Source organism: Rhizobium sp. SVR5-9E (genome assembly GCF_056755095.1).
In genome coordinates, this window is record NZ_JBNDHS010000735.1 from 1 (window position 1) to 236 (window position 236).

A 236-nucleotide genomic window follows, 5' to 3' on the forward strand; every position below is an offset into this window, starting at 1 on the left:
GAATAGAATGGATAATAACGAACCCGGCACCCCAGTCGACTCAACCCTGGGTTACACATTCCAGAACGACTCTCTGGCGCTGACGCAGGCGTTTTCATTACCTGAAATAGATTACACCGACATTTCCCAGCGGGAACAGTTGGCCGCGGCTATTAAACGTTGGCCGCTATTAGCTGAATTTGCCCAACAACAATAAGGGAGCCATTGATGGCCATACTAGGATTACAGGGCGTCCG

At 50.4% G+C, this 236-nt stretch carries 1 protein-coding gene; it reads left to right on the top strand.

Annotated elements, in window-relative coordinates:
- On the top strand, positions 1 to 196 hold a 196-nt coding region (gene bcsR, locus ACPYOJ_RS36775), incomplete at its 5' end, for a cellulose biosynthesis protein BcsR (protein WP_481420602.1).
- Positions 197 to 236 lie beyond the last annotated feature (40 nt).